At 68.7% G+C, this 4,756-nt stretch carries 4 protein-coding genes; 1 reads left to right on the forward strand and 3 read right to left on the reverse strand.

The window, feature by feature from the left end:
• Positions 1-234 precede the first annotated feature (234 nt).
• On the forward strand, positions 235-2,013 hold the full coding sequence (locus D7V77_RS40350; RefSeq protein ID WP_120581497.1) for a glycosyl hydrolase family 18 protein: 1,779 nt from the start codon (positions 235-237) through the stop codon (positions 2,011-2,013).
• On the opposite strand, the gene D7V77_RS40355 is transcribed toward D7V77_RS40350, so the two are convergent.
• From D7V77_RS40355 to D7V77_RS40365, 3 genes are all read right to left on the reverse strand, one after another.
• Positions 2,010-3,035 (reverse strand): L-erythro-3,5-diaminohexanoate dehydrogenase, encoded by a 1,026-nt coding sequence (locus D7V77_RS40355; RefSeq protein WP_120581498.1) that lies wholly within the window; start codon positions 3,033-3,035, stop codon positions 2,010-2,012. The two genes, D7V77_RS40350 and D7V77_RS40355, sit on opposite strands and share 4 nt — an antisense overlap.
• Positions 3,036-3,048: 13 nt before the next feature.
• Positions 3,049-4,056: an esterase family protein gene (locus tag D7V77_RS40360; protein ID WP_120581499.1), complete on the reverse strand. Its 1,008-nt coding sequence runs from the start codon at positions 4,054-4,056 to the stop codon at positions 3,049-3,051.
• A gap of 34 nt (positions 4,057-4,090) precedes the next feature.
• Positions 4,091-4,756 (reverse strand): uracil-DNA glycosylase family protein (locus D7V77_RS40365; protein ID WP_233597527.1); only part of this gene is annotated, 666 nt, incomplete at its 5' end.

Genomic DNA, 4,756 nt, shown 5'->3' on the forward strand with positions numbered 1-4,756 from the left:
CCCCACCGCCCGGGCGAGGTGAAGCCAGACACCCGCTGGCAGCCCCCACACCAGCCGTCCTTCGGAGACCGATTTCCCATCCGCTGAGGTTTCGTGATTCCCTGGATGAATGGGATTAGTCGGCTTAATACACGAATTCCAATTCATACAAAATTGCCACATTTTTCCAGCTAGACTTGACTCCAAGTGGGGGGTTGGCCGCATAACATCCCGCGTTCTTCCAGGAGTGCAGGGATGAAAAGCCATCGGGCAATACCAGTGCGTGGGTGGGTGGGGCTGGCCCTCGCGGTGATGTTGAGCGGTTGCGATTTTGGCGGAGGTCCGGACACACCCCCACCTCCGCTCACGGCCCCCGAAGCACCGAAGCAGGTGGTCGCGCAGGCGGGAGACGCGTCCGCGCTGGTGACGTGGACGGTGCCTCCCAGCGATGGCGGCAGCCCGCTGCTCTACTACGTGGTGCGCTGCGTCCCCGAGTGCGGCGGCGCGCTGGTGAAGGTGCCCGACACGCAGGCCACGGTGCTGGGGCTGAACAACGGCTTCACCTACGTCTTCAAGGTCGCCGCGGTGAACGCGATGGGCGAGGGCCAGGCCTCCGTGGAGACGGATCTGGTGACGCCCAAGGCGGGCATGAGCATCCCGAACCCCACGGTGCCGGGACAGCCGCGCTCGGTGGTGCCCACCGCGGGCAACGGCCAGGCGTACGTGAGCTGGCTCGCGCCCGCGAGCTACGGCGGCCGGCCGCTGTCGTACTTCAAGGTCATGGTGGAGCCGGGCGGCCGGGTGCAGCGAGTGGACGCGCCGTCGTCAGGCACGCTCATCGAGAACCTCGACAACGGAACGGCGTACACCTTCACCGTCTGCGCCGCCAACGAGATGGGGGAAGGCCCCTGCACGCGCCAGACGGCCCAGGTGACGCCGCGTCCGGGTGGCGCGCCCACCAACTGGGTGATGGGCTACTGGGTGGGCTACCAGCGCGACCTGTACCCGGTGGAGGCCGTGGACATGTCACTGCTCACGCACATCGTGGTGGGCCGCATCCGTCCGCGCATCGACGGCACGCTCTACACCGACTTCGACGTGGACCCCGTGCAGGGCCCGGCAATGGCCCGAGCGCTGGCGGTGCGGGCGCACGAGGCGGGCAAGAAGGCGCTGCTGATGCTGGGCGGCATGGGCGAGTACGACGGCTTCCGGGCCGCGACGGAGACGCTGGAGAAGCGCCGCAACTTCGTGCGCAACATCATCAACACCATGCACGAGCTGCAGTTCGACGGCGTGGACGTGGACTGGGAGCCCATCCTCCTGCCGCAGGACAGCGCGCCGCTGCTGGCGCTGCTGGATGACCTGCGCGCCGCGGACGAGAACATCATCATCACGGTGCCGGTGGGCTGGGTGAACTCCAACTTCCCGCTGGGCAAGGTGGACGCGGAGTTCCACCGGCAGCTGGCCGCGCGCGTGGATCAGATGAACATCATGGCCTACAAGATGAGCGGCCACTGGGGACAGTGGGCGAGCTGGCACTCCAGCGCGCTCTTCGGTGAGAACCCCGGACACCCCAGCTCCGTCGCCAGCTCCGTGCAGGCGTTCCTGAACGCGGGCGTGCCTCCTCAGCGCATGGGCGTGGGCGTGGGCTTCTTCGGCACCTGCTGGAAGGGCATCACGGAGCCGGGCACCCCGCTGGACGGGCGCGACGACATCGCGGAGGAGCAGAGCGACAACGCGATGAGCTACGCCAACATCCAGGCGCACTACTACCAGCCGGAGGCGTACCGCTGGGACGACGCCGCCAAGGCGCCCTACCTCTCCTTCCCCACCGCGTACGGCCCGCAGTCCTGCAACTACATCTCCTACGAAGACGTCGCGTCCGTGTCGGAGAAGGGCCGCTGGGCGCGGGAGAAGGGCCTGGGCGGCAGCATCATCTGGACCATCAACCAGGGTCACATGCCCAAGACCCTGGTGGGCGGCTCCAAGGATCCGCTGATGCAGGCCGTGCACACGGCCTTCCTCAAGCCCTAGACGTAGCGGGACTCGAAGAGCTGGCGCAGCGACGGTTCGGTGCGCAGCAGGTCCAGCGTGAGGGTGGCGTGGCCGGGCACGTAGCCATTGCCCACGAGCATGGTGACGTCCTTGCCCACGCCCTCCGCGCCCAGGGCCGCAGTGGTGAAGCTGGTGGCCATGGAGAAGAAGATGACCGTGCCGCCGTCCTTCACGGACAGCAGTGACGCCATCTCCGTGTTGCCCACGCTGGCGCAGTTGACGACCAGGTCGCAGAGCTGACCGTTGGTCGCCTTCGACACGGCCTCCATCACGTCCACGCCCTGGGTGGCGTCCACCTTCATGGCCTCGTCGCACAGGCCAATGGCGGACAGCGCGTCCAGCGCCTTCTGGGAGATGTCCAGCGCCAGCAGCTTGCCGCGGCTCTCCAGGCTGCGGCGGGCCTGCGCCAGGCACAGCGCGCCGCTCTTGCCCGCGCCCAGCACCGCCACCGTCATGCCCGGGCGCACGTGGCGAGCCACCAGCGCGGGCGCGCCGCAGACATCCAGCGCCGCCAGCGACAGCGTGTCCGGCATGTCCGTGGGGAGCTTCGCGTAGATGCCGCTCGCGAAGAGCAGCGCATGGCCGCGGATGTCCACGCGGTCGATGTCCGCGTGCACCGCCTTCACCTCTTCGATGACGAGCGGCGTGAGCGTCAGGCTCACCAGCGTGGCGATGCGGTCGCCCGGCTTGAGCACGCCGTTGGCGGGGTGCTTCGCGCCCAGCTCCTTCACGCGGCCAATGAGCATGCCGCCCGAGCCGGTGACGGGGTTCTGCATCTTGCCGCGCTCGAGGACGATGTCCTGGATGCGGGAGGCGATGCGCGCGGGGTCGCCGCCCACGTCGTCCTTGATCTGCTTGAAGGACGCGGCGTCGATGTTGAGGCTCTCCACGTCGATGAGCAGCTCCGCCTCGCGGCACGGCAGCGAGGGGTCCAGCTTGCGAGCGCGCTGCGGCAGCACGCCCTTCTCCGCCACGACGCGCGACAGTCCGTAGGTATCCATGGCGTCCCCCTTATCAGTCCCGCGCCAGGAGCGGCACCAGCACCGACAGCGACCGCTCGAAGCGGTACGAAACGCCCGAGTGCCCGTCCTCGAACTCCTCGTGCGCCACGTCCACGCCGCCGGCCTTCAGGTCGTCCGCCACCATGCGCGTGCCCCAGCGCAGGTTGAACTCGTCGCGCGTGCCGGCGTCCAGGTAGACCGTCTTCAGCTTGCGGAAGGAGTCCATGAACTTGGGCACGAAGCGCACGGGGTCGTGCACGAGCCACCGGTTCCACACGTCCAGGCGCAGCTTCGCGTTGTGCTGCTCGAAGGGCAGCTCCAGGTTGAGCGGCTCACCCTTCTTCGGCGAGTACGCCGCCGCCATGGCCAGGATGTTGATGACCGGGAAGTCGTCGCCGCGCACCTTGGTGGCGACAGCGCGCTGGCGCAGCTCCGTCACCCACGCCTCCACGCCGCCCGCCTTCATCAGGGAGGTGGCGGCCTTGGGCAGGTCCGGCATGTACGAGTATTCGAAGTAGGAATCCGGGGCGTGCGCGCCCAGCAGGGAGAAGACCTCCGGGTGGTAGCGGCCCATCACCAGCGCGCCGTAGCCGCCGGAGCTGTGGCCCACCACCGCGCGGGACGCGGCCTTGGGCAGCGTGCGGAAGGTCTTGTCCACGAAGCCGACGATGTCCTTGACCAGGTAGTCGCGGTAGCGGCCGATGGCGTCGCTGTTCACCCACTGGCTGCCGCCCAGCTTCGTCCACGCGTCCGGGAAGACGCCGATGACGGGCGGGATGGCGCCCTGTTCGATGAGCGCGTCCAGGCGGTCCGGAACGGTGGGCGAGAACCCGGACACGTTGGTCCACGAGCCGCCGCCGTTGCCGAAGGCGTGCAGGAAGTAGACGACCGCGTAGCGCTGCGTGCCCTCCGCGTAGCCCGGCGGCAGGTACACGGTGAGCCGGCGGCGGGCCGGATCTCCCAGCGGGTTGTTCTCCAGCGCGGGGGAATGCACTTCACGCGTCTCGAGCACGCCCTTCATCGGTGCCTCTCCTAATCGCGGTGCGCCGCGCGTTCTACGCGCTGGAGCCCGGGTGCTTGCCGAACAGCTTCATCACCTGTTGCAGGTCCGCCCACGCATTGCGCTTCTCCGCGCTGTTGCGCAGGAGGTACGCGGGGTGGAAGGTGGGCATGAGCTGGATGCCCTCATATTCGCGCCACTGCCCCCGCATGCGGGTGATGGGGGTGGTGTCCCTGAGCAGCGTCTGCGCCGCGAACTTGCCCAGCGCGACGATGACCTTGGGCTGGATGGCGAGCAACTGCGAGCGCAGGAAGGGCTCGCACGCGGCGATCTCATCCGGCTCCGGGTTGCGGTTGCCGGGCGGGCGGCACTTCACGACGTTGGCGATGTAGACGTCGTTGCGGGTGAAGCCCATGGCGCCAATCATCTTGGTGAGCAGGTCCCCGGCGGCGCCCACGAAGGGCACGCCCTGGAGGTCCTCGTTCTCACCGGGGCCCTCGCCCACGAACACCAGGTCCGCGCGAGGGTTGCCGGAGCCGAACACGATGTTCTTGCGGCCCGAGCACAGCTTGCAGCGGCGGCAGTCGCCCAGCTCGCGGCGGACCTGATCCAGCGTGGGACGTTCGCCCTCCACGACGCCGGGCAGCGCGCCGTTGTAGCGGGGCGCGGACTTGGGCACGTCCAGGAGCATCGCCGGGGCCGGGGCGGCGCGGGGTGCGGC

This window comes from Corallococcus sp. CA041A (genome assembly GCF_003612075.1).
Taxonomy (GTDB): domain Bacteria; phylum Myxococcota; class Myxococcia; order Myxococcales; family Myxococcaceae; genus Corallococcus; species Corallococcus exiguus.